The 21427-nt window shown below is 40.7% G+C and carries 17 protein-coding genes; 10 read left to right on the top strand and 7 right to left on the bottom strand.

The annotated features are described in order from the left end of the window. Positions 1 to 5: 5 nt before the first annotated feature. The gene (locus ACKTT2_RS23975) at positions 6 to 3779 is read left to right on the top strand and encodes an AAA-like domain-containing protein (RefSeq protein WP_407891193.1); all 3774 of its coding nucleotides are present in this window, start codon (positions 6 to 8) and stop codon (positions 3777 to 3779) included. A gap of 172 nt (positions 3780 to 3951) precedes the next feature. Here the strand turns inward: ACKTT2_RS23975 and ACKTT2_RS23970 are convergent, their stop codons facing one another. Further along, positions 3952 to 4365 (bottom strand): hypothetical protein, encoded by a 414-nt coding sequence (locus ACKTT2_RS23970; RefSeq protein WP_407891191.1) that lies wholly within the window; start codon positions 4363 to 4365, stop codon positions 3952 to 3954. After that, positions 4355 to 4711 carry a Panacea domain-containing protein gene (locus ACKTT2_RS23965; RefSeq protein ID WP_407891189.1) on the bottom strand — a complete coding sequence of 119 codons (357 nt, stop codon included), beginning with the start codon at positions 4709 to 4711 and terminating at the stop codon, positions 4355 to 4357. Before ACKTT2_RS23965 ends, ACKTT2_RS23970 begins: the two co-directional genes overlap by 11 nt. 315 nt (positions 4712 to 5026) lie before the next feature. Between ACKTT2_RS23965 and ACKTT2_RS23960 the strand changes: the two genes are divergently transcribed. Next, a complete protein-coding gene (locus ACKTT2_RS23960; RefSeq protein ID WP_407891187.1) occupies positions 5027 to 5149 on the top strand; it encodes a hypothetical protein in 123 nt (40 codons plus the stop codon). A 3-nt stretch (positions 5150 to 5152) separates the two neighbouring features. Then, positions 5153 to 5368 (top strand): hypothetical protein, encoded by a 216-nt coding sequence (locus ACKTT2_RS23955; protein WP_407891185.1) that lies wholly within the window; start codon positions 5153 to 5155, stop codon positions 5366 to 5368. A gap of 186 nt (positions 5369 to 5554) precedes the next feature. Here the strand turns inward: ACKTT2_RS23955 and ACKTT2_RS23950 are convergent, their stop codons facing one another. Continuing rightward, positions 5555 to 5746 (bottom strand): hypothetical protein, encoded by a 192-nt coding sequence (locus ACKTT2_RS23950; protein ID WP_407891183.1) that lies wholly within the window; start codon positions 5744 to 5746, stop codon positions 5555 to 5557. 245 nt (positions 5747 to 5991) lie between these two features. Between ACKTT2_RS23950 and ACKTT2_RS23945 the strand changes: the two genes are divergently transcribed. Further along, complete coding sequence (locus tag ACKTT2_RS23945) at positions 5992 to 6258, top strand: helix-turn-helix domain-containing protein (protein ID WP_407891181.1); 267 nt, start codon at positions 5992 to 5994, stop codon at positions 6256 to 6258. Between the two features lie 401 nt (positions 6259 to 6659). On the opposite strand, the gene ACKTT2_RS23940 is transcribed toward ACKTT2_RS23945, so the two are convergent. Then, positions 6660 to 7370: a hypothetical protein gene (locus ACKTT2_RS23940; RefSeq protein ID WP_407891179.1), complete on the bottom strand. Its 711-nt coding sequence runs from the start codon at positions 7368 to 7370 to the stop codon at positions 6660 to 6662. A gap of 555 nt (positions 7371 to 7925) precedes the next feature. On the opposite strand from ACKTT2_RS23940, the gene ACKTT2_RS23935 reads away from it, so the two are divergent. Next, a complete protein-coding gene (locus ACKTT2_RS23935; protein WP_407891177.1) occupies positions 7926 to 11069 on the top strand; it encodes a response regulator in 3144 nt (1047 codons plus the stop codon). A gap of 187 nt (positions 11070 to 11256) precedes the next feature. After that, a complete protein-coding gene (locus ACKTT2_RS23930; protein WP_407891175.1) occupies positions 11257 to 12111 on the top strand; it encodes a response regulator in 855 nt (284 codons plus the stop codon). On the opposite strand, the gene ACKTT2_RS23925 is transcribed toward ACKTT2_RS23930, so the two are convergent. Further along, a complete protein-coding gene (locus tag ACKTT2_RS23925; protein ID WP_407891173.1) occupies positions 12108 to 12980 on the bottom strand; it encodes a D-alanyl-D-alanine carboxypeptidase family protein in 873 nt (290 codons plus the stop codon). The genes ACKTT2_RS23930 and ACKTT2_RS23925 overlap by 4 nt on opposite strands. Positions 12981 to 13075: 95 nt before the next feature. Continuing rightward, positions 13076 to 14233 carry an ATP-binding protein gene (locus tag ACKTT2_RS23920; protein WP_407891171.1) on the bottom strand — a complete coding sequence of 386 codons (1158 nt, stop codon included), beginning with the start codon at positions 14231 to 14233 and terminating at the stop codon, positions 13076 to 13078. A 542-nt stretch (positions 14234 to 14775) separates the two neighbouring features. Between ACKTT2_RS23920 and mnmG the strand changes: the two genes are divergently transcribed. From mnmG to rpsU, 4 genes are all read left to right on the top strand, one after another. Next, positions 14776 to 16701 carry a tRNA uridine-5-carboxymethylaminomethyl(34) synthesis enzyme MnmG gene (gene mnmG, locus ACKTT2_RS23915; RefSeq protein WP_407891170.1) on the top strand — a complete coding sequence of 642 codons (1926 nt, stop codon included), beginning with the start codon at positions 14776 to 14778 and terminating at the stop codon, positions 16699 to 16701. 264 nt (positions 16702 to 16965) lie between these two features. After that, the gene (locus tag ACKTT2_RS23910; protein WP_407891168.1) at positions 16966 to 18324 is read left to right on the top strand and encodes a hypothetical protein; all 1359 of its coding nucleotides are present in this window, start codon (positions 16966 to 16968) and stop codon (positions 18322 to 18324) included. Positions 18325 to 18576: 252 nt separating this feature from the next. Continuing rightward, the gene (rbp, locus tag ACKTT2_RS23905) at positions 18577 to 18870 is read left to right on the top strand and encodes an RNA-binding regulator (protein ID WP_407891166.1); all 294 of its coding nucleotides are present in this window, start codon (positions 18577 to 18579) and stop codon (positions 18868 to 18870) included. A gap of 300 nt (positions 18871 to 19170) precedes the next feature. Continuing rightward, on the top strand, positions 19171 to 19380 hold the full coding sequence (gene rpsU / locus ACKTT2_RS23900) for a 30S ribosomal protein S21 (RefSeq protein ID WP_407891241.1): 210 nt from the start codon (positions 19171 to 19173) through the stop codon (positions 19378 to 19380). Between the two features lie 63 nt (positions 19381 to 19443). Here the strand turns inward: rpsU and ACKTT2_RS23895 are convergent, their stop codons facing one another. Further along, entirely contained in the window at positions 19444 to 21408 is a 1965-nt protein-coding gene (locus tag ACKTT2_RS23895; RefSeq protein WP_407891164.1) for a heavy metal translocating P-type ATPase, read from the bottom strand. Positions 21409 to 21427: the final 19 nt, after the last annotated feature.

Raw genomic sequence — 21427 nt, 5'->3', positions numbered from 1 at the left:
TCGCCATGAGTACACCATCGCTGCCAGAATACAAATACACAGTAGGGGGTGGGTTAGACAGCAATGCACCTAGCTACGTGGTGCGACAGGCAGATCGGGAATTTTATACAGATCTCAAAGCCGGGGAGTTTTGCTATGTATTCAACTCTCGGCAGATGGGTAAATCTAGTTTAAAGACACGTACTGCCCAACGGTTGCGATCGGAGGGGATTGCCTGTGGTGTGGTCGATCTTGCCGGGATAGGAAGCAACAATCTTACTGAAGCAGGCTGGTATCAAGGCATCATCGGACGACTAAAAAGCAGCCTGGGCATCAAATTTCAGCACAGAACGTGGTGGAATGAGCGAGAAGATATCCCACCCAGGCAACGTTTTGTGGAATTTATAGAAACAGTGCTGTTGGTGGAAATTACCCAACCGATTGTGCTGTTTTTTGATGAAATCGATAGTGTGTTTAAATTTGATTTCCGAGATGATTTCTTTGCGCTGATCCGCTTTTTTTCGGAACAGCGCACGGAACAACCAGAATACAAGCGTCTCACCTTTGCCCTTGTGGGCGTTGCTACCCCTGCCGATCTGACTCAAGACAAAAGCCGCACGCCATTTAATATTGGAAATGCGATCGCTCTGGAAGGCTTTCAACCTCAAGAAGTGCAACCCCTGATACCAGGATTAATCGGCAAAGCAGAGAACCCAGAAGCAGTTTTAAGAATTATTCTCGGGTGGACGGGTGGACAACCATTTCTAGTCCAAAGACTCTGCCAATTAGTGCTGAACTCACCTAACTCAATTGTGGCAGGGAATGAAGGTGCCGGGATTGAACAGTTAGTGCGATCGCACATTTTAGAAAACTGGGAGAGTCAGGATAGTCACGAACACTTGAAATCAATTCGCGATCGCCTGCTAGCGGGTGGAGAGGAACAATCGGGGCGACTCTTGGGGCTGTGTCAGCAAATTGTGCAGCAGGGAGAAGTGACAGCAGATGACAGCCCCGAGCAAACGAAATTGCGGCTGACGGGACTGGTTGTGAAGCGGCAGAGTCAGCTACGTATTTATAACCGCATCTACGCAGAGGTATTTAACTCGTCGTGGTTTGAGCAGGAACTCGGAAAGTTACGCCCCTACGGAAAAGATCTGAGTGCCTGGGTTGCTTCTAACCGTCAGGATGAATCACGGTTGTTGCGGGGGCAAAAATTGCAAGAGGCATTAGCTTGGGCTGCAGAAAAGAGTTTAGGTGATGAAGACTATCGCTTCCTGAATGCCAGCCAGGAAGTAGAACAGCGTGTCGCGCAAGAAGAAAAACGTACTCTTAACGTAGCATGGCTAAAAGCTGAGGCAAAAACCAAGAAAGCGAATCGTCGGCTGCTATGGAGTTCGTTAATTGCCATTGCTTTAATATTAGTTACCATAGCTTTTACTGTGCTTGCTTTGAACACCGCAACCTCCGCTCTGGATAAATTACAAAGAAAATTGGTTACCCTTGAAGAAAAAGCAAACACAGCGGAAATAAAGCGAGAGACGGCAACAACAGCAGTCGCACTTGCCAAAAAAGAAAAAGAAGAAGCCGAAAAGCAAAGAACGGAAGCGCAAGCACAAAAACGGCAAGCTGACCTTACAGCCAGAGAAGCTGAAGTTCAAACTAGAAAAGCGGAAGAACAACGCAAAAAAGCCGAAGTTCAAACTAGAGAAGCGGAAGAACAACGCAAAAAAGCCGAAGTTCAAACTAGAGAAGCGGAAGAACAACGCAAAAAAGCTGAAAAAAACAGTAAAGAGGCCAAGCAAAACTCAGAAATTATATTGAAAGGAGTAGCTTATGAACGAAGAGCGGAAACGATTCGACGGTTAGGTCAAGTAGGAACTACGGATATTCTTGTAGATGTGATGAAAAATACTCAATGGTTCAAACGGCAAGTTCAAGATGGCCGTCCCATAGAGAGTTATTCAACCACTTCAGCCGCTTTACGAACCATTCTCAACAGCAACACTCGCCTCCGCAATCAACTTGAATTCCGCCAACCACCAGAAAGAATCCTCAGTGTCAGTTACAGCCCTGACCAGAAGCACCTAGCCACTGGGAGTGACACAGGCACAATTCGCTTTTGGACGGCATCCGGTAGACTATTACATCACTGGTCAACTGGTTCCGCTCAAGTCCTGGGAATTAGTTTTAGCCCTGACCAATTACACCTGGCAACTGCCAGTAGTGACGGCACGATTAAACTCTGGGATTTACAAGGCAAGCGAATCAAGGAGTGGAACGCCCATACTAGCGCAGTCAAAAGTGTGAGCTACAGCCCAAACGGACAGCTATTGGCGACAGGCGGACAGGACGGCACTGTTAAAATCTGGACATTATCTGGGAAAAAACAGCACGAATGGCAAGCTTATCCAGCAGCAGGGCTTGTTGACTGGGATGTTATACCGCTTGGTGTGAGTGTTAGGTTTAATCCAAGAGACAAAAACCAATTAGTTACAGCCGCACACAACAAGTCAGTGAAACTATGGACTATATCTGGAGAACCGCAGCGGGAATTGTCTAATACCAATGCCTATGGGATTAGTTTTAGTCCGGATGGACAACGTTTAGCAATTAGCGGCAGCATTTTAGATTTATCAGGAAAAGAGTTAATGGTATACAATCAGAACCTCCGGACTGATGGTACTTCGGCTGCGGATGTAAGCTTTAGCCCAGATGGGAAACGGCTGATTACAACCGACACAATCAGTGCTTCAATTTGGGATTTGGCAGAAACATCCGGTTCGTCAAAAGCAAAAGAAATAGAGCGATCGTGGGTAGCTTATCCTGAGCTTGAGCAGTCTGGAGCAAGAGTATGGCAAGTTTACGTCAGTCCAGACAACCAGCACATTGCGACGTGGTGGGAAATGGGAATCGCTCGCATCTGGGATTTCTCTGGTAAGCGCCTTGCTGAATTTAAGAACGTCAAGAGTATTAACTTCGATCGGAAAGGTCAATTTCTAGCGATTGGCTATCAGGATGGTCGTGTTGAGATATGGGATGGCTCTGGTCAACGTCAACGCATCTCCCAATGGTCTGCTCATTCTCGTCAGCCAGTCCGGAGTGTCAGTTTTAGCCCAGATAGCCAGCAACTCCTCACAGCAGGAGATGACAAAATGATCCGGATATGGGACGTCTCTAACAAACCAACTCCCAAAATGCTAGCTGAATGGGCTGGAAGTGCTTACGCGATTTTCAGTCCAAAGGGTCAGTATATTGCTGCCATAATTCCCGGTTTTGCCAACGGTCTAACGCTTTGGAATCCGCAGGGGAAGAAGTTGGCACAATGGAGAACCCATTTTGTAACCAGGAGTTGGGCATTTAGCCCAGACGAGAAGCAAATTGCCACATCCGGCGATGATTCTGTTGCTACTGTCCGGCTGTGGGATGTTTCTGGCAAAGAACTGCAAAGAATTTCCCCTAATGATAACAATAATCTTCGCCTCGAACAGGTAAGTTTTAGCCCTAATGGTAAACTCCTAGCAACCGCAGGTCTTGATGGTACAGCCCAACTCTGGACATTATCAGGTTTGAAGGTAGATGAATTTACCCCTTATGGAGTCAATAAAGGTCCCTGGATCAGGAGTATCAGTTTTACCCCAGATGGTAAATTCTTGGTAACAGGGGACGATCCTTATGGTAAGGTTCGATTGTGGAAAATCGAATTACTAGACGATTTACTCAAGCGCGGCTGTGCATGGCTCAAAGATTACGTTGCTAGCCACCCTGAAGATGCTGTTGATATTTGTCCCGAGCGGTTTTGACGATAAAACGTTTTTAACAAATAATCATTGATAAAGGTTGTGATTAGGGTCTAGCCAAACAATATAGGGATGTCCAAATAAAAAAATATTCAACATTTTTCTTGTGGTGCGGGCGTCCCGCCCGCCACTAGTCTAGAACGGGCGTCCTCGCCCGTTCCACAAGATGGATAATTTATTTCTTGGAAGTCCCATAAAAAAGATTTTCAAGAAAAAAGCCATGAACCCTGCCATGTTCGTTTGATGATATCTGAAACTGATAAGCTGAGTTGACGATTTGCTCCTCGTTCGGTATGCCAAAGCCATTTGTTTCTGTTGTATCTTTCCAATCTATCAAATGGCATCGAAGACTTTTACTACGATTGTTAATAATTTCTGCAAATGTTAAGGTTGATAAATCTCGCAATCTTATGAGAAGAGATTCAAAATACTTAGTATCTCGATTTTGAAGGGTGAATTTTGGCCGATCATTCTGGAGATATTTAAAAGAAAAACTAGTTCCTTGTGGTATCTCTACTGGTATTCGTTTAATTGCAGATGTAGATTGTTTATTACGGGTATCTGTTTTTTTAGGTTTTTTAGGCGGCACGTTCTTTGTAGAAGATTCTCATGGATTCTTTAGTAATAATCGCATGAGAAGGTTCATCTCTAGCTAAACCTTTTCTCGCCAACTTCCAAGGCTCTTCACGAGTGACCATTAGTTCTAGTTCATACCCATCACAAATAAAATACTCCTCAGTCAAATTCTCTAAAAATTCTTCTAATTCTGGTAGAAACTTAGGCTGCTCAACTTCTTTAAGAATCGGCTTCCACCCAAATTCTTTATACTTATAAAACAAAGAAGGAATAACTGGACCATGTACCCAAGCTTCAAAGTCTTCCTCAAATAAAGGAGTATCATAAATTCCTAAATGCCAAGCTTGAGCATAATACACAAGTTTTTACAGCTTCAGGTTACTGATAAATGAACCTGTCTCGTTAGCTACGTAAATAAAATAATCTGCAATCGCATCTAAGTTTGTAATTGCCATACGTAAGAATGTACTGTCCTGCACAAATTAACTATACCTCACCTCTCCTAATAAGTTTCGAGAAAGAATTCATGACATCTCATTCTAGAGATGTAACTCTTGAGCGCTGGTATTTGATGAAAGAAAAATTGAAGTATCGGTATGAGCGGTTAATGGGTGGAGCAATTTTGACATAATATGTCTGAGTTATTCTTAACGAAATAGACCGCGAATAGCATAATGGTAATTCCATTTACAGATCGAGAACTAGAAAAAGCTTGGCGAGAGAACAAATCGGTATCTGATAAGACACCATCTATCAGTGTTCCTATGAAGAAGCGAGCGCTAGCTACGATCGAGTAAAGGTTGGAAACTATTGAACGCAAAGCAGAGGAAGTAGCTCATAATTCCAATAACTTGAATATTCTAAAAAAATTTAGTGAAATTGTGGAATCTAAATATTTAGCTCAAGTTGAACAAGATTATATCGCGCTCAGCCCAGGCTTAATATTGCGGGATAAATGGATAGACAAAAGTGAAATATCCATAAATCCAATTATCCACGGCACTAACTCTATTTAATCAAGAAAGAGTCGCTACGGCTTGCCAGTCTTTGCTAGACTTTTGGCGTTTGGCGATAAGCCAACTGCCTACGGGAAGACAGCCGTATCGAATTTTAGTCCTATCGTGACGCAAAGCGGATACCTATGTTTGGTTGCAAAAACTAAGCCAAGGCGAAAACCACCTGCTGAAATTTCTTAATTTTTATCAAATATCAATATTTATCTGTTCTATCTGTTTAGCAGCTTTCTCCCAAAGCTTTGCTGAAGTCTCATCTTGCCAATGAGTTCTCAGATTTTCTGCTCTTTTGTGACATATTCGCTCTAACATTTCTAAGATTGCGGATAATGTCAATTTATCAATTAATGTTTCTAAAATCTCCATATATTCTTTTTGCACGATCGGTATCTCCTAAAAAGCTTCTAAAATCTTCTGATAAAAATCATATAGATGACTTTTACGATCGCAAATCTTAAATAAATATTTATGGCCAATTTTCACAACATTCTGCTCACTTGTATAATTATTTCTCCTCAATTTTGAAGACTTCAAAACAAGACCTTAAAATTGGACAACAGCGCTATAAAGAAATGACTCAGTTCAGACAAGAACAAACAAATAACGAGAACGATTGAGGTGAAACAATGGCAGTGATGGAAGGTAGTGAAAATGTGTTTGAGGATCTTGGTTTTGATACTGAAGAAGCTGCGAATTTAAAAGTGCGGGCTGACCTTATGTTGAAACTGCGACAATACATTTTGGAGTGTGGCTGGACTCAAGAACAAGCAGCTGACTTTTTTGGTGAAACGCAGCCACAGATGAGTAATTTGATGAATGGTGAAATTAGTCGGTTCAGTGTGGATAAATTGATTAATATGCTGGTGAAGGCAGGGATGCAAGTGACAGCCTAGGACCAACTAGGGACATAATTTCTAAAATTCCTGATAAATAAGATAACCGCACACTGCGATTATCGATGAGTTGTGCCTCAATTCCTTTAAATTGCTCCCAACTAACATCTCTCTCGGGTTACTAATTTTTCTTCTATAGCACGATCTAAAAGTGAAATATCCATAAATCCAATTATCCACGGCATTTACTCTATCAGGACTTACGCAACATCAACGATCTTCTAGGGTTTTCAAGTGTTGTAAATCCCCCCAACCCCCCTTAAAAAGGGGGGCTTTGCGTAAGTCCTATCTATATTAAGCAAGAAAGAGTCGCTATGGCTTGCTAGTCCTTGCTAGAATCTTGGCATTTGGCGATAAGCCTCTGGCTTAACGGAGTACAACCGTATCGCATTTTAGCCTTATTAGGACAGCAAGTGGAGTCTATGTTTGGTTGTAAAAGCTAAGCTACAGCGATCGCCACCTGCTGAAATTTCTCTGCTAGCAATATGCACCGCCTCTTCAATGATGAAACGTCGCGGTTTGCCATTTTGTTCGCTCAGTCGTTCTACAACCAACCCTGCTTCTTCTGAGATTCTCGGTGGTTGGTATTCTCTGCCACAACCTGCATATCTCCATGGCGTTGGCTCTTTTTTCGGTTGCTTATCCTTATAGTTCTTAGTTTCAGTTTGAAGATCTTTGTTGGAAACCTCTTGGGTGCAAGCTTTTTCTAACATCGACTGAATAACCTCTACTGGCGTCCGACCTGTAGCTAATTTGTAGAGTGCTGGCATCGAGAGGTTGCGATTAATTTTATCGAGTTGTTTGGTAGTGAAACTTCCAAGTATGGGTGCTAGCTTCAGCAACTGGTTGGCAATGCTTGCTGACCATCCTAAAGCATTAGCTAAAGCTTCTTCATATTGTTTGTTTTTAAGTTTTTCTTTGAGAAATAGCAATAATTGCCCTACTTTAGCGGCTCCTAGTAATATGCAGGGGTTTGTACAGCTAATCTCGGCACAGACTTCTTTTATCAAGTCTTGACTCGATCTTGCTAGCTTACGGATGAGATATTGAACTTCAAGAGCAACTGTTTGTGAAAAATTCGCAGCAGGAGCTGCTTCCGGCGCTTTAGTCATGTTAAGATCGCTCCAGAATTATTGTTTTTAGTTTTTTTGAGGAAGTGCTCTTGGGCCACATGAGCGCTTCCTAATTTACTAATGATACAACACTCCGGAAATTTTGCTGGTAAAATTTTCTATAGAGTTTTAGATTTAGTCAGAGAAAAACAGTGCCTCTACAGGCGCTGGGGTGAGCCGTCATCTAATTTAACGGTTATTATCCTGTTGAGCATTTTGTTTGGATCTGATATAGGACTCCTCCGCAGATTTTTGAAATATACGTAGTAGCGCATCTAGGCTAATTTGGTGGGTAGAAATTAATCGGTTAATTAGTCTATGATACTTTCTCAAGAGCGCCTCAGCACCGGATGCTCCCCCTGCTGTCTCAATCCACCATTTTTAGGTAGACGCGGTAGTAGGTAGGGAAGACAGCCCACCTTACAGTACTGAAAATTTTTCATAAATCATTTATGATTCCTATATATAGGGCTTGCATCTTTAAAACCTCCTGTTGAAAAATATAATATATAATTTCGGCATCCCTCTATTTTGATATAACTTAAGATTTAAGATATGGATAGAAAAAATCTTATTGATACACACGAGGTAGATTTAACAAATTGCGATCGCGAAGCTATTCACATTCCCGGCTCGATTCAGCCTCACGGTATTCTTCTCGTTTTACAAGAACCAGAGCTAAAGATTTTACAAGTAAGCCGTAACATAACTAACTTTTTCCAAATTCCTGCCGAATCATTAATTAATCAAAACTTAGCTATTTTATTTCATGCTACTCAGATAGAGATTTTAAAAATTTGTATTGCTCAAGAAGAAGCAGAAGTTTTTAATCCTTTAAGATTATCAGTTGAAGTTGAGAACAAAATTTTAGTTTTTGATGGAATGCTGCATCGCAATGATGGTGTTTTGATCCTAGAACTCGAACCACCTTTATCTTCTATAGAAAGAGGAGAACTCAGTTTTTACCATCAAGTCAAAGCATCAATTTCACAAATCAAAAAGGCTACAGACTTCCAAGAAGCTACAGAATTTATTGTGAAAGAGATTAGGAGGATAACCGGATACAACAGAGTTATGATTTATCGGTTTGAACCTGATGGAACTGGAGTTGTCATTGCGGAAGACAAACAAGAAGGGTTAGAACCTTACTTAGATTTACATTATCCAGCTTCAGACGTTCCCAAACAAGCAAGGAAACTATATTATGATAACTGGTTGCGACTCATTGTCGATATGAACTACCAACCTGTCGAAATTGTACCTGCTATTAATCCTCTGACAAATGCTCCTTTAGACTTAAGTTGTTCTTTATTACGAAGTGTTTCTCCCATCCACAGAGAGTACTGTCAAAATATGGGCGTCAGCGCGTCTATATGTATTTCCTTAGTTAATGAAAAACACCTTTGGGGCATGATAGTAGGTCATCACTACTCGCCTAAATATATTGATTATAAAACACGTCACTATTGTGAATTTATTGGACAGTTAATGTCTGTTTATTTAGTAAAGAAGCAAAATGAAGAAATTGAGCGATATCATCAGCAAATTCAAATCATTCAACAACAAATAAGACAAGAATTCTTAGAAAATTTTCAAGAAATAGGGAATATTTTAGAGAAAAATAGTCAACATTTATTAGATTTAGTTCGAGCAACAGGAGCCGCAATTTGTTTAGGTCAAGATTTACTCGTAATTGGTAACACTCCACCTAGAGAAGCTGTACAAAATCTATTAACTTGGCTAATAAATACCCATAGAGAAGATACTTTTTATACAAATAACCTCTGTAAAGTTTATCCACTTGCAAAGGAGTTTAAAGATTCCGCATATGGTCTGCTTGCTATTTCTATTTTGCTTTACCAGACCTCTTATCACATAATCTGGTTTAGACCAGAAGTTATTCACACAGTTTATTGGGGAGGAAATCCCAATAAACCCGTAGTTGTTGAAAGTAATGGAAGCGTTAGTCTATCGCCGCGTAAATCTTTTGAACTATGGAAAGAAACTGTTCGAGAAAAGTCCTTACCTTGGCAACAAGTCGAAATTGATGCAGCTCAGGAACTCAAAAGTACACTAATGCTAGCAGTATTAGAGTTTTCTCACTCAGCTTTAGAAGCAGCAGCAAAACAAGCTGAAGTTGCCAACCGGGCAAAAAGCCAATTTTTGGCAAAAATGAGTCATGAATTGCGAACTCCCCTCAATGCAATTCTGGGCTTTACGCAGATTATGATCCGGGAAAATACTTTACCTTCACAACAGCTAAAAAATCTAGAAATTATTAATCGCAGTGGAGAACATTTGCTAGCACTCATTAATGATGTTTTAGAAATGTCCAAAATTGAAGCAGGTAAAGTCACGCTCAACGAACACAAATTTGATTTACACTGGCTCGTTGAATCAATCAAAGAAATGCTGCAACTTAAAGCATCTGCAAAAGGATTAAAACTTGTCTTTGAAGGTGTGTTAAATGTTCCGCGATATGTTGTGGCTGATGAAGGTAAATTACGTCAAGTTTTAATTAATTTACTGGAAAATGCTATCAAATTTACGCAAAGCGGTCATGTAACGCTGTACGTAAGATTGGGGACTAGGGACTGGGGACAAGGAACTGGGGACACGGGGGACAAAGAAGACAAGGAAGACCAGGAAGAAGTACTAGGAATTTGTCCCCATTGCCCCTTATCCCCAGAGGGGGTATCGAGTTCCCCAATCCCCAATCGCCAATCCCCAATCGCCAATCCCCAATCGCCAATGCTCATCTTTGAAATTCGCGATACAGGTTATGGAATTGCAACTGAGGAACTTCAGAGCATATTCGATCCTTTTGTTCAAACATCAACAGGTCGTCACTCAATGGAAGGCACTGGCTTGGGTTTACCAATCAGTAGGCAATTTGTGCGCCTCATGGGAGGAGACATTTATGTTACCAGTATACCTGGTGAGGGTTCTATTTTTCGATTTGATATTCGAGTCAGCTTACCAACAAAAACGGATATCTTGGAATCATCAAAGCCTAAACGAGTTATAGGTTTGCAATCTAACCAACCACAGTATCGTATTCTAGTAGTGGAAGATGTAGAAGAAAACCGTATCTTACTTGTTCGGCTTTTAGCATCAGTTGGTTTTGAAGTACGTTCAGCAGTCAACGGAGTAGAAGCTGTTGCTGTTTGGCAACAATGGAAACCGCATCTGATTTTTATGGATATGCTGATGCCAGTCATGGACGGATATGAAGCTACCAAGAGAATTAAAGCAACTTTAAAAGGTCAAGCAACTGTAATTATTGCTCTCACTGCTCATGCTTTTTCTGAGGAAAGATCGGCGGTATTAGAAGCAGGTTGTGATGATTTCATACCCAAACCTTTGCGGGAGGAAATACTGTTTGGAAAAATAGCAACATACTTAGGTGTTAAATATATATATGCAGAAGAAAATCAACTTTATTCCCCTCAGTCACTAGCACAGTCTTTACATCTAGCACCAGATGCCCTTAATGTCATGTCATTGGAATGGGTGAGAAAACTGCATTGGGCAGCAATGGCTGTGGATGATGCCATTGTTCTCAATCTTATTAAAGAAATTCCAGAAGAACATTCGTCTCTTGCTCAGACTTTAAACAGATTGGTGGAAAGCTTTCGTTTGGATATAATCGCCAATATTACTCCGGCTTATGTTGAAGAAGCTGGTGACAGGGGTTAGAGGTTAGAGGTTAGGGGTTAGAGGTTGGGGGTTAGAGGAGAACAACCAATCCCCAATCCCTATTGCCCCTCAACAAGGAGTGGAAGAGCGAGTTCCCCAATCCCTAATCCCTAATCCCCATTGCCCCTCAACAAGGAGGGGGCCCCGAGTTCCCCTATGTCCTATGCCCAATGCCCACTAAATATCTATGAAGTCAAACAAATTAGCCACTATTCTTATTGTTGATGATACACCACACAATATACAGGTTTTATCTGCTATGCTTGAGTCTCAAGGATATCAAGTAAAGAAAGCAATTAGTGGTCAATTTGCCTTACAAGGAGTGAAGCTGGCACAACCAGATTTGATTTTACTAGATGTTTATATGCCGGAGATGAGTGGCTATGATGTTTGTCAAAAATTAAAATCAATGCCGGAAACTAAGGACATTCCTGTTATATTTATCAGTGCTTCTGATAATGTGTCAGATAAAGTCAAAGCTTTTGAAGTGGGAGGTGTAGATTACATTATCAAGCCATTTCAGGCTGAAGAGATTTTGGTTCGAGTTAGCAATCAATTAACTTTGCGATCGCTTGCACAACAATTAAAAGAACAGAATGCATTGATTCAAAAAGAAATTCGTCAACGGCTAGAAGTTGAAGCAAGAGAACGCGCAAAAATTCAAGAGCTAGAGATGATTGTCGAACAATTAAAAAGAACTCAAGCTGAAGTGTTACAACTAAAAACGCACTCTACCTTTGAGCAATTGATAGTAGAAGATTTGCATCCTAGAATTAATAATTTTCAATATTTTTTCGAGCACCTTTCCTTGACCCGCGAATATTGTCAAAATTTAATTCATCTCCTACAGATTTACAATCAAAATTATCCAAATCCCGTTCCAAAAGTTCAGCAATTTATTGAAGAAATCGATTTAGATTCTCTACTAATAGATTTGCCAAAAATTCTCGATCGCCTCCAAGTTGAGTTAAAGTGGATGCAGAATAGTGTTTTACAGCAAAGCTTTGAGTCCAAACATCCTTCACAAACTGAATCTGGCTAGAGGGGTGTTAACCAATAAACTACGCCCCCAACCACTTTATTCATAAAACCAAACTCAGCCAACCTTTCTGGATGTAAACCAAGATAAGTCCAATGAGGTGAATCTCTTTCGACTGTCCGAAACCAGCCATTTTGATTTAAAGTATATTCCTGAGAGGGATTGCTCACACCTAAGTCGATTGCCAATCCCCAAAGATGCTGTGACGATCCTGGCGGTGCAACAACACCAAGAATATTTGTTTCTTCGCCCTGTCGTACTCGTTGTAAAGTTGTAGCAGTGGCGTATTTGTTCCAAAATCTTAAATTGGTGGCAAAACTCCGAGTACAGTCACTCGCACCGTAACCAGATTTTAAAGGAATATTGATTTTTGCTTTGGCTCTGTTTAAAGCATCGGCAGCTGATTTTTGTAAATAGCAGTTGTTAGTGTTATTTACTTTACCCATGCTCAAGTTAGATTGAAACTGTTGTGTTTCTTGCTCGTTAGTAAATACCACTTTTGGTGGAAGTTTAATCCCTACTTCTTGAATAACAAATGCAGCACCATAGGCACGCAATAAGGTATATTCATAGGTATTGGGTGCAGGAACTGTTGGTAACTTATATGTCACCAAAGCTAAAAAACGATCTTTTTCAGGCAAGCTGAGATTCGGGGTAGGCGGAGGAGCTATAGTAGGAGATATCTTAAGTGGAGGCGCATTTGTACAAAATGGGTTTTGCTCTGTGCGATCGTTTGAAGGTGCGGCGCAATTTTCTATAGACTGACGACTAGCACGCAACTGATATCGGTTAACTCCATGACTAGCAACTAGAGTGCAAGCTAGAAAGGTGATTATAGCGATAAAGGTTATATTCTTTATACTTAGCTTCATTTGACTGGTTAATTTACAATTTATATTGGTAGATCCAATCTAATTGAAGCACAAAAGTTTAGAAATTCTTGAAAGCTCGGTTAGAAAGTAGATATTCATCTTACTGTAATACCTTCTCTATAAGCATCAAGATTAATTAATTGCATAAAAGCTTGATGTCTAGATTTTCCTAAATTGAATTCCTTGGCATTAGTGGCAGTCACTACACCTCCCCGACGAGTTACTATTTTCCAGTACTCCATTGGAATATTATTAATAATATATGGATGATGACTTGTGATTATAAACTGCATATTTTTATTTTCTAATAGTAAATCTGTAACAACATCAATACAATTAATTCCTAAGCTATTTTCAAATTCATCAATCAAAATGACAGTATCTTGAGTAGACAAATAGAGTTTGCTAATCTGTAACAGAGTTTTTAACATTCCAGAAGATATGTGTCTTTGATTAATCCAATGATTTACTCCTTTTTCCTTTATATAAATAAATGATTGTTGACTTTCTGACACACTTACTAACTGTTTTTCTGAAAACCCCTTATCAGAATCAATTTCTAGAAAATTTATTTTTATATCTTCTACAGATGTGAATATATCTATAAATCTTTCTTTGACTACATTAAAAACATTTGGTACATATTTATAAGCTAACCCTAACTTTATTGGAATTGGAAAATCACTTTTTTGTATTTCCTCTACTGAAAATAGATCTTTACTTAAAATAGATGCAACAATTAAAAAAGAAAATTCATTTGCTGCATTTTCTATTGAGCGAGTACTTTGAATAATTTTACTGAAACCATCTCTAATAGGGGCAATATCTTCTTCTCTCAAAATTTCTATAAGACTTTGAAAAGGTGATAGTTTTGGCAGTTTGTTATTATTGAATATAATTTCATTAAGCCTTCTCTTTACAATAACTTTTCCATTTCGATAGAGTTCTTCTTGAATCACTCTGTATCTTTTTTTCTTTATTTTTTCAATTTCTTCCAGAAAAGGAGATATTTCTTGTTTTTCAAATTCTCCTTTCCATTGATAATTATTATTTTTTATAACAAATTCAACATCCCATTCTATACCATTTAATGAAGCTCCCTTAGCTATTTGTTGTAAATTTATTATAGCTTCTAGTATTTGAGTTTTACCTACTCCTGAAGCCCCAACTAAAAGGGTTAAATTGGATAGCACTACTGGCTCCAATTCCCATTCATATTCATGATTGCAATATCTCAATTTATTAATGTTCATTTTTCTAATAAGTAATAAATTTTAACTTAATTGAATTTATTAAAAAATCTAAATTAAATCAGTGTTCGTCTAATTTTATTTACTATATTTCAGCAGATTAATTCTCTATTGGTTTCAAGATAATTAATAATTGATATATGATTTTAATATATTTTTTTATGAATTGTAACTTATTCATGAAAGTGCAACTTATTCAGAAAAAATGTATTAGAAAAAACAGCTATGTATCACAATCCATTCTTGTATATCTTACAAAAGATAGCTTGTCGAGATTTATAGTTTTATCTGAAGATTTTTTGAGAGTTTTAGGTGAATATAATTCACTACTATATAAACGAAGTCCGCATAGGCGGACTAATAAAGAATTCAAGTTTTGAAACCCACCTAAGAGGGTTTTGCCTGTATAGCCGCAACATCAGCGTCGCAAAGGCAAGTATGAATTGAGATTTTACAAACATTCTCTTTAACTCAAATACCAATAATCAACAGAACCGTTGATAACAGTTAGAATAGGTATGAGTTATTGCTGCTTTGTTAAGTCCATGACCCTGCACACCTCTATTGAATTCCAAGACGCTTTTGACGTTGTTGTTGTTGGAGCCGGTCACTCCGGTTGTGAAGCAGCCCTTGCGACTGCACGCCTAGGCTGTCGTACCCTGCTGTTAACCCTCAACTTAGATAAGATTGCTTGGCAACCCTGCAACCCAGCTGTTGGCGGTCCGGCAAAATCTCAATTGACTCATGAGGTGGATGCCTTGGGTGGGGAACTTGGCAAAATGGCAGACAGAACGTATCTGCAAAAGCGCATTCTCAATTCTTCGCGAGGACCGGCTGTTTGGGCGTTACGCGCTCAGACAGATAAAAGAGAATACGCCGCAGTGATGAAGGGGATCGTTGAAAACCAGGAGAACTTGACAATTCGCGAGGGTATGGTCACCGATTTGGTGTTGGGTGCTAATGATGAAGTCATTGGCGTTCAAACTTACTTTGGTGTTACCTTCCAATGCAAAGCGGTGATTTTAACGACGGGTACGTTCTTGGGAGGACGGATTTGGGTTGGAAACAAATCAATGGCTGCTGGTCGTGCGGGAGAATTTGCAGCAGAAGGTTTGACAGAAACTCTCAATCGCTTGGGATTTGAAACAGGACGATTGAAAACAGGAACTCCCGCACGAGTCGATAAGCGGTCAGTCGATTTTAGTAAGATGGCACCTCAGCCTGGAGATGAAGATGTTCGTTGGTTCAGTTTTGACCCACAAGCATGGGTAGAAAGAGAACAGATACCTTGTTATATTACCCGTACTACAGCCGAAACTCATCGCCTAATTCGAGAAAATTTGCATCTGTCACCTGTTTATGGCGGTTGGGTGGATGCTAAAGGACCTCGTTATTGTCCTAGTATTGAAGATAAAATTGTGCGCTTTGCTGACAAAGAAAGCCACCAAATTTTTATTGAACCAGAAGGACGGGATATTCCCGAACTTTATATTCAAGGATTTTCTACAGGGCTGCCAGAAAATTTACAACTGCAAATGTTACGCAGCCTTCCCGGCTTGGAAAACTGTACCATGCTTCGCCCAGCTTATGCTGTTGAGTATGATTATTTACCAGCTACTCAGTGTTATCCTACATTGATGACCAAGAAGCTAGAAGGACTTTTCTGTGCCGGACAAGTCAATGGAACAACGGGTTATGAAGAAGCAGCAGCTCAGGGATTAGTCGCGGGAATTAATGCGGCTCGTTTTGTTCGCGGTCAGGAAATGATTGTTTTTCCACGAGAACAAAGTTATATCGGTACTCTCGTAGACGATCTATGTACTAAAGATTTACGGGAACCTTACCGAATGCTGACGAGTCGTTCCGAGTATAGATTAGTACTTCGTTCTGATAATGCCGACCAAAGGTTGACTCCCTTGGGACGAGAAATTGGCTTGATTGATGAGCGTCGTTGGGATCTGTTTACTCGCAAGCAAGCAAACATAGCAACAGAAAAAGAACGATTGTATGCCACACGTGTGAAAGAACACGATGAAATTGGACGAGCGATCGCGCTTATCACCGGACAAGCAATCAAAGGTTCCATAACCCTAGCAGATTTGCTACGTCGTCCGGGATTTCACTACGTAGATTTTCACAAGCACTCCTTGGCAAACTCGAATCTCGATCGCAGCGAACAAGAGGGAGTAGAGATTGACATCAAATATTCTGGTTACCTGCACAGACAGCAAACACAGATCGAGCAAATTGCCCGTCAGGCGCATCGCCAGTTACCAGCCGATTTAGATTACGATGCCATTGACACGCTTTCCAAAGAAGCACGAGAAAAACTCAGTAAAGTCAGACCCCTGACAATCGGACAAGCAGCACGCATTGGCGGAGTCAATCCAGCTGATGTGAATGCTTTGCTAATCTATCTAGAAGTCCGCAAAAATAAAACCCCAAGCGAACTTCCAGTCCTAGCAAATTAACTGGTCACTGGTCACTGGTCACTGCACTGTTCACCATCGTTCACAAAATCTAAAAACTTTGGTGAAATTATGGAGGCTAATATGATAGACAGCATGATTTAATGGCATCATCAATTCCAGATTAAAGTTAAGTCGTTAGTATCTGGTAGATAGTAGATAGTGGTTAGTAGTTAATGGTTAGTAGGAAAATGCTTACCAGTCAAAGTATTCACCACTAACAACTAACAACTAACAACTAACAACTAACCACAATTAAAAATAGCCATGTCAGAAAAAGCTAGTACTTATCTTATACTTCCAGAACCATCAGAAGATTTAATAGTCAGCGAACAACCCTGGTCAATCGAGACCTACGCTGATGGCTTGATGGATGAACTCTTTGCTGAAATCGATAATATTTTGGATGGACAAGAAACTCTACCTAGCCAAACGGTTCAGCATGGAGGACATATCCACCGCGTACAAACAATTACAGTGCCGCAAATTGTCTTTCAAGACAGACAAATTCCACAGACACAACCTATTCCCAAAGTTAGGCACAATCCATTGAGCACTGTAGTCATGGGTGCTACAGCTACAAACCAACCAACCAGTAAACCCAGCAAATCGAAATCCCCTTTCTCCCTAAGCGTGATGCTGTGGCTAGGAGTTGGTGTAGGTGTTGCAATGGCGTGTTTGGCTTGGCTCTCAAACTCTGAGTTAGTCAACCGTTTAACTGCCAAATCATTTCAGAAAAATTTATTACCGCAACAGGTACAGTCAAAATTGCCGACAAGAGCGCAAGTTGAAGAAGATTTGGTTCGCTATATGTTAGGGGCGCTGTCAGCAATCGATAGACAAGAAGCAAAGAGCAATCTTAGGTCTAATAAACCAGCAACAATCGCTAGTGTTCCATCTAACCAAACAAATATTGCCTATCAACCTTCTGCTGGTAATTTGCCAATACCTGTTACGGCTAATAACACTTCTCCAAACTCCGGTCGCTCAACTACTGTTGTTGAGAGAATTTACATTCCAGTGTATCAAGCGCCACAACCGATGCGCTACGCACCTCCACCCATGCTTGCCAATCTGAGAGCTTTACCACAAGTGCCAGTTGCAACATCTCCTAAAAAGAATTTAGGTCATGCCTCTAAACCCGCACCTGTGAAATTAGCTTCAATCAAACTACATTCAGCTCCGGCTATCAAGCCTATGACTGTCAATGCTCTGGCTGCTGTACGCAAAGACATAAAACCTGTAGCAATGCAAACCAAGCCAGTCACCGTACACCAAGCTCTAAAGCCTGCTTTACCCATACTATCTGTTACTTCCCCTAACGTTACATCACCAAAATTACCCACCGATAAAGCACCTACATCGACTGCTCCAATTGCAGAGCAAGAAATTGTAGCCACTGTCTCTGCCCCAAATCCTCCTGTTGGCGCTCACACTTTGGAAGGTTTGATGGAATTGGGGAAAAAATCTGCTGCTTTATTTAAAATTAATGGTGTGACTAAACGCATTGAAGTAGGTGAAGCAATCGGTTATAGTGGTTGGACACTTGTGGAAGTTACCAACGGAGAAGCTGTCATTCGTCGTAACGGTGAAGTTCGCTCAATTTATGCTGGGCAAACATTCTAGTATTGTCATGAAACAGAAAAAGGGCGATCCCCCAAGCATTTTGTGCTGAGATTGGGTTTGGGGGGTCTAATTTTTGCGTTGATTTTAACACTCAATGTGACCTTTGTCAGTTTTAGTTATGCTAGGCTAATAAGCGAGTGTCATTTCGGTTGCAATGTTTGTTATTAGAATTTACAGGCTTCGCCCTCTCGATTTTTACAGCCTTGTCTCCGAAATATTGCTCTCTACAACTTGATGACTTTGGAGACAATCATGTCAATTTATGTAGGCAATCTTTCTTACGAAGTCACGCCAGATGACTTGAAAGAGGTGTTTGCAGAATATGGAACAGTCAAAGATGTCCAGATTCCTACAGACCGCGAAACTGGACGGCCCAGAGGCTTTGGCTTTGTAGAAATGTCAAGCGAAGCTGAAGAAACAGCAGCTATCGAAGGTCTAGACGGTGCTGAATGGATGGGGCGCGACCTGAAAGTTAATAAAGCTAGACCACGTGAAGATAAGAAACCATTTGGTGGTAACAAGGGTAACTTTCGCAACCGTTATTAACAGTGAGCAGTGAGCAGTGACCAGTGACCAGTGACCAGTGACCAGTGAGCAGTAATCAGTGACTAGTAACCAGTAATTGGTAATAAGGATTCGGTAACTAGATGAACGAACAATCGATTTCTTTTTTTCATTGAATATAATAATGGTGGAAGACACTATACGTAACTGGTCATAAAAAATCTTATTATATATTGGGGTTAAGAGGGTTAACTCAATGCCAACTTGCCTCTACTATCTGGCGAACTCAGTAACTCGCCATTACTCAAACCGCGCTCGTTAGACAATGGTACAGGAGAATCAATGACTCAAGTTATCTTGGGAGAAACTGAAGGGATCGATTCAGCCCTACGCCGATTTAAGCGACAAGTTTCTAAAGCAGGAATTTTGCCGGATTTACGGAAAAAGAGACACTTTGAAACACCTATTGAAAAGCGGCGACGCAAGGCTGAAGCTTTACGCAATCAGCGTCGCCGCCGTCACCGCTATCAATCTAGTAGTAAAGAAAGCTAAATACAGAATTATGAATTATGAAGTATGAATTACGAAATTTTATCATTCATAATTCATACTTCATCATTTTCTTAGCAACCGTAAACCACTCAAGGTAACAATGACAGTAGAACCTTCATGTCCAATGACGCCAATGGGTAAGTTGATGCTTCCTAAAAAGTTGCCAACTAAGAGCAAGGCAATGGAAGTTAGAGCGATCGCAATATTTTGTTTTACTATTGTCTGCGCTCGTTTACCCAAACGTATTGCGACTTCTATTTTCTCCAATTTATCTGCCATCAACACAATATCTGCGGTTTCTAAGGCTACATCTGTACCAACTTTTCCCATGGCGATACCTACAGATGCTTGAGCTAGAGCTGGTGCATCATTGATGCCATCTCCTACCATCGCCACTGTTTGATATTCTTGTTGAAGACGACGAATAATGTGAAGTTTATCTTCTGGAAGTAATTCTGCATGGATTTGGTCAATTCCAAGCGCTCGAGCAACACTGCTTGCAGTCGCTTCGTTGTCGCCAGTTAACATGACGATCTGTTCGACTCCCAGCTTTCTCAAACGGGAAATTGCTATTGCTGCTTCGGATCTGACTTCATCTGCAATTGCGATCGCACCAAGAATTTTGGGTTGGGAGGAAGTGGAGGAAACACTCATCGTAGGAACCATTGCTACCCAAACCACTGTTTTTCCTTCTTGCTCACAATTGCGAGCTAATTCTTTCAATTCATCTGGTAAGCTAGAAACGTACTGGTGTATGAACTTTTCTTTCCCGACGATAACTTGAGATTCAAACCCAGCTCCATACAAGGGCTTTCGTATCCCCACAATTCCTTGTCCGGGAATAGCTCTCACCTCAGTTGCACGTACCCAATCTAACTCTCTTGCTGCTTGAACGATCGCGCTGCCAATAGGATGTTCGGAAGAGACTTCTACAGATGCTGCTATTTTTAATACATCAGATTCAGAGTATTCACTAGCAGGCATCACCCCATCGACTCGTACTTGTCCTGTTGTTAGCGTACCAGTTTTGTCAAAAGCGATCGCTCTGACTTTACCAATCGTTTCTAATTGAGCACCATTTTTAAACAAAATCCCCTGTCTTGCACCATTAGCGATTCCAGAAAGCAGAGTAGGCATAATTGCTGCCATCAATGCACAGGGAGAAGCAACAACGAGAAAAGTCAGCGCCCGATAAATTGTCACTTCCCAATTCCAGCCCCAGATAAATGGTGGCAAAATAGCCAGCAATAATCCAGCTATGACAATAAACCTTGCATATCCCCGTTCAAATCGCTCAACAAATTGTTGGGAAGGAGGTGCTGAATCTTGTGCTTGTTCCACCAAACGAATCACGCGCTGAATCAAGCTACTTTCAGGTGGTTGGTGGACTTGAAGTTTCAACGCCCCATAACCGTTGATTGTACCTGCAAAGACTTCATCTCCCACCATCTTCTCTATAGGTATAGACTCACCCGTAATAGCTGCTTGATTGAGAGTACTATAACCAGAAACTATCAATGCGTCAGTAGGAACAATCTCTCCTGGTTTGACAATAATTTCATCTCCCACCTTTAACTGAGCGATCGAAACCACTTCTTCTTTGCCAAAACGCAAAACAGTTGCTGTATCTTGAGCGAGCTTCATCAAACTTTTAATGCTTCGTTCTGTTCGGCGCATAGCATAGCTTTCCAAAGCACCACTGATGGCAAAGATGAGAATTAAGACAGCTCCATCAATAATTAAGTGATACTCTCTTTGCCACAATCCTAGAGCACCAGCACCCAATGCTGCCACAATCATCAGTAGATCGACATCAAGTTCTTTTTCTTTAATAAGAGTTGTCAGTCCTTCCTTTGCACTGTCATAACCACCAATGACATATGCTGCAGGTAAAAGCAACAACGCCCACCCCAAAAAGCCGAGATGCAGGGCGAACCATCCTAAAAATAATAAAACTCCACAAAGGATTGCAGGTAGGGTATCTGCGTGTTCCCTAGTAAGTTCGGTTAAACGCTCTTGGTAAAGCATGAGAGTGAAATCTAGATAT

This window comes from Scytonema hankhaensis NUACC26 (genome assembly GCF_045865695.1).
Taxonomy (GTDB): Bacteria; Cyanobacteriota; Cyanobacteriia; order Cyanobacteriales; family Nostocaceae; genus Scytonema.
The sequence above is the reverse complement of the archived record's forward strand: the minus strand, read 5'-3'. Positions and strand labels throughout refer to the sequence as shown.